The following is a 4,078-nucleotide window of genomic DNA, read 5'->3' as shown; positions in this document are numbered from 1 at the left end:
CGGCAAGAAACAGCATACGATGTTGAACGCGTGTTCACCAAACGCCGGAAAGTCAACGGCTGCACGCGATCCACTCGAAGGTCGCGTAGTGATCGGATGTGTAGTAGTCCTCGCCCCCTGAACCGATCACCACCCGCCGCGTGCCGCGGCTTTCCGCCGCTGTGTTTGTAGGTTCTTCGGCGTCGGCCGGGGCCCGATGGCGGCTGTAGATCGTGCGGCGGAGAGAGTGGCGTTCTCCGTCGCACGATCTTTCGCTGCCGCCCCGGCCAGCGCCGAAGAGCGAGTTTGCACGGTGAACTCGCGGTAATACCTGTAACGCTCGTGCGGCGGCGCTCCACCGTAATTGCCGAAGATCGTATTGCCGTGTGCATAAGGGTATGGACCTCCGGCGGCGATCAATCGGAGGGTCGCGAGAGCTTGGGCGGGCAGCTTGGCGGTTGTCAGGACATTTATTCCAGCCGATACCGCGCTCGGGGCGGAACACGCGGCGCGGGTGTTCGAGGGCCGGCTGGAAGCGGCGGCCGAACCGCGGCCCGCCGCGCCGAGCCCCAGCGCGACCGCCAACGCGATCTCGCCAGCCATACCGTGATGAAGGGGCTGTCGCGGCTTCATCACGACATTCTTGGTCGATCCGCTCCCGCACTCACACCTGACGCGTCGTCGCCGCGTAGGCCAGCTCCGTCAACACTTCGCGCGCTTCGGCGGTGACCGGCGCCGCGGCCAGGGCGCCCAGCGCGGTGTCGGTGAGCTCGGTGATGCTCCGCTCGACGTCCGCGAGCGCCCCGGTCTCCGCGATGACCGACCGCAGCGCCGCGACGCCCTCCTCATCGAGCGCGGGATCGCCGAGCCCGGAGCGCAACGCCTTGCTCTGCGCCTCCGTGGCCCGCTCGGCCGCGAGCGCTACCAGCACCGTCTGCTTGCCCTCTCGCAGATCGTCGCCCGCGGGCTTGCCGGTGGCCGCCGGATCGCCGAAGACGCCGAGCACATCGTCGCGCAGCTGAAAGGCCTCGCCGAGCGGGAGGCCGTAGCGCGAGAGCGCGTCGATCAGTGGTCCGTCCGTGAGTCCGGTCGCCAGAGCGGCACCGAGCTGCAACGGCCGCTCGACGGTGTATTTCGCCGACTTGTACCGGATGATGGTGCGCGCCCGGGCCAGCGCCTCCGCTGGCGTCGAGACGGACAGACCGCGCGCCTGGGCGACCACGTCGAGGTACTGGCCGGCCATCACCTCGGAGCGCATCAGGTCGAACACGGGCCGCGCCGCGTGAATGCGCACCGCGTCCAGTCCGCAGCGGGTGAACATCTCATCGCACCACGTGAGCGTGATGTCGCCGAGCAGGATCGCGGCCGCGGCGCCGAACCGCTCGGCCCCGCCCTCCCAGCCGCCCGCGCGGTGCAGCGCCTCGAACCGGCGGTGGATCGCCGGGGCGCCCCTGCGGGTGTCAGAGCCGTCCATGTAGTCGTCGTGGATCAGGGCCGAAGCCTGGAGGAGCTCGAGAGACGCCGCCGCGCGCACCGCCGCCGGCTCGTCTGCATCGGACGCCGAACCGGATGCTGAGTCGGCCCCGCCCGCCGCGCGCCAGCCCCAGTAACAGAACGCGGGCCGCATGCGCTTGCCCCCGTCCAGGAAGTCCCGCAGCGCGGCGACCGCCGGGAGCAGGTCCGCGCTCACCGCGGAGAGCAGCGTCTCCTGCCGGTCGAGGAAGGCGGTCAGCTCGGCGGATACGCGGGTGCGCAGCGCATGGCGGTCGACGGGAGAGATCGGGGCGTTCACGAAGAAACACCCTACGTTGTGCCGGGGACGCCTCGTCTCACCGGATGAACGGCACTGGGGAGCGTTCAGATCCGCGGTTAAAGTGAAACTCATGGCACTTGGCATCCCCAGCGTCCGGCCCGACCGGGCTTCGGTCGTGCGCGACCTGCTCGCGACAGGGACGCCCACGATGTCTTTCGAGTTCTTCCCGGCCCGGGACGAGGCCGGCGAGCGGCAGCTGTGGCGGGCGCTGCGCCGGATCGAGGGCGTCGGCCCCGACTTCGTCTCGATCACGTATGGCGCCGGGGGCTCGACGCGCGAGAACACCGCCTCGGAGGCGGAACGCGTCGCCGCGGAGACGACCCTCACACCGGTCGGCCACCTCACCGCGGTCAACCACTCGGTCGGCGAGCTGCGGCGGATCATCGGACGCTACGCCGACGCCGGGGTGCGCAACATCCTGGCGGTGCGCGGCGACCCGCCCGGCAACCCGCGCGGAGAGTGGGTCAAGCACCCCCAAGGCATCGAGTACGCGGCCGAGTTGGTCAGGCTGGTCAAGGAGTCCGGCGACTTCTGCGTCGGGGTGGCGGCGTTCCCGGAGAAGCACCCGCGCTCGCCCGACTGGGAGGGCGACATCCGCCACTTCGTCGCCAAGTGCCGGGCCGGGGCGGACTTCGCGATCACCCAGATGGTCTTCGACGCCGACCACTACCTGCGGCTGCGCGACAGCGTGGCGGCCGCGGGCTGCGACATCCCGATCATCGCCGGACTGATGCCGGTGACCCGCGCCGCGCAGATCGAGCGCATGGTCACCCTGAGCGGCGGCACCTTCCCGCAGGAAGTGGCCGAGCGGATCCACGCGGTCGCCGACGACAACGCGGCCGTACGCGAGATCGGCATCGAGCACGCGACGGGCCTCGGTGCGCGCCTGCTCGCCGAAGGTGTGCCCGGACTGCACTTCATCACGCTGAACGCGTCCACCGCGACGCTCGAGGTCTACCGCAATCTGCGTCCGGCCCACCTCGCCGCGGCAACCCCGGTCGGCTGACCGCTCGGGTCACGCGCTCACTCGCTCGGATCGATCAACTCACTCGCGTTACTCGCTCATGCACCGGCTTCGATCAGCTCGCTCGCGTGCCATGCAGACAGCGCCGCGAACGCCAATCCCGCACCCGGTCGCGCCGAGGCCCCGACGTGGTAGAGGCCGCGCACCGGCTGGGCGACTGCGGAGCGCAGCAGCGTGGACCGCAGATCGCGTGGCGCCGGGCCGTAGGCGGCTCCCGTGGTCACGTGCCGTGCGACGACCTTCCCGCGCACATCGAGGCCGCGGCGGGCAAGCCTGCCGAGCAGTGTGTCCGTATCCTGATTTCCCTCGGCGTGGATGGTCCAGGCGAGCGGGTGCTGCGCCGCGACGTGGATGTGGATCGCAGGACCGGAATCGTCGAGCAGGACAGTCTCGTGCGGCATCGGGACGGCCGACGCCGGGTCGACCGCGAGGCACAGCGCCGTCGCGTCCGGCGGATAGGCGAGCCGCGGTTTCGGCACGCCGGTCAGCTTCGCGAGGGTCGCCGTGTCGACCGCCGCGATCACGATGTCCGCCGGCATTCTCGCCCCGTCGGCGAGGCTGACTCCGTTCGCCGCGCCCGGCGACGCCGTCTCGATGCGCGCGACCGGAGCGTTGAACCGGAACTCGACGCCGCGCTCAGCCGCCCGCGTATGCAGAGCGATCGCTAATGTGTGCGCTCCGGCCGGGATACGCCACGCACCGAATGCGTGTTCGATGTAGGGGTGCATCGCGAGGACGGCGGGAGCGTGGCGCGGGTCGGCGCCTGCTCGGCGCGCGTAGTCGTCGAGGAGCAAGCCGAGCCGAGGGTGGTTCGAAAACCAGCGGCGGGTCAGATCGTCGAGCGAGCGACCCGGGGTGAGCGCCGCGCGTCCGGACCTGCTGCGCAGGAGATGGGCCAGCTCACGCCGACCACTGCCCGGAGCCTCGACGAGCGCGGGGCGGATCGTGTTCCACACCCGGCTCCCGTGGTCGATCACGCGCAGCCAGGCAGCGCCCGCGCCGGGGCCGAGCGCGTCGTCGAAGGCCTGTGTCAGGCGGGCGCGTGAGGCGTTCGGCAGGTCGAGGCGTGTCCCGTCGGAGAAGACGTAGCGGCGCACCGGGTCCAGTGATTCCAGGCCGATGACCTCTTCGAGGGTGATCGCGGCGCCCTTCGAGCGTCGCGCGGTCTTGATGAACAGGTCGCGGAAGGCGGCGGGCAGGGTGAGCGTGCACGCGCCGATATCGAACACCAGCGCCTCGCCGTTCTCCTCGTGACGCCATCC

The 4,078-nt window shown here is 70.7% G+C and carries 4 protein-coding genes; 1 reads left to right on the top strand and 3 read right to left on the bottom strand.

Annotated elements, in window-relative coordinates:
- Positions 1 to 126: 126 nt before the first annotated feature.
- Both VGZ32_RS19160 and VGZ32_RS19155 read right to left on the bottom strand, forming a co-directional pair.
- Positions 127 to 582 carry a ribonuclease domain-containing protein gene (locus VGZ32_RS19160; RefSeq protein WP_326887455.1) on the bottom strand — a complete coding sequence of 152 codons (456 nt, stop codon included), beginning with the start codon at positions 580 to 582 and terminating at the stop codon, positions 127 to 129.
- 61 nt (positions 583 to 643) lie between these two features.
- Positions 644 to 1,771, bottom strand: coding sequence for a polyprenyl synthetase family protein (locus VGZ32_RS19155; RefSeq protein ID WP_326887454.1), 1,128 nt, complete (start codon positions 1,769 to 1,771; stop codon positions 644 to 646).
- A gap of 91 nt (positions 1,772 to 1,862) precedes the next feature.
- Between VGZ32_RS19155 and metF the strand changes: the two genes are divergently transcribed.
- A complete protein-coding gene (gene metF / locus VGZ32_RS19150; protein WP_326887453.1) occupies positions 1,863 to 2,798 on the top strand; it encodes a methylenetetrahydrofolate reductase [NAD(P)H] in 936 nt (311 codons plus the stop codon).
- A 56-nt stretch (positions 2,799 to 2,854) separates the two neighbouring features.
- Here metF and VGZ32_RS19145 read toward each other — a convergent pair.
- A partial coding sequence (locus VGZ32_RS19145; protein WP_326887452.1) for a phytoene desaturase family protein occupies positions 2,855 to 4,078 on the bottom strand: 1,224 nt, incomplete at its 5' end.

Source organism: Actinocrinis sp. (assembly GCF_035938995.1).
Lineage (GTDB): Bacteria > Actinomycetota > Actinomycetes > Streptomycetales > Catenulisporaceae > DASZGI01.
This window is presented reverse-complemented; position numbering and strand designations above follow the sequence as displayed.

Excerpts from the sequence above, each read along its gene's own strand:
- metF (WP_326887453.1), top strand. The coding sequence starts at position 1,863 with ATGGCACTTGGCATCCCCAGCGTCCGGCCCGACCGGGCTTCGGTCGTG.
- VGZ32_RS19160 (WP_326887455.1), bottom strand. The coding sequence starts at position 582 with ATGGCTGGCGAGATCGCGTTGGCGGTCGCGCTGGGGCTCGGCGCGGCG.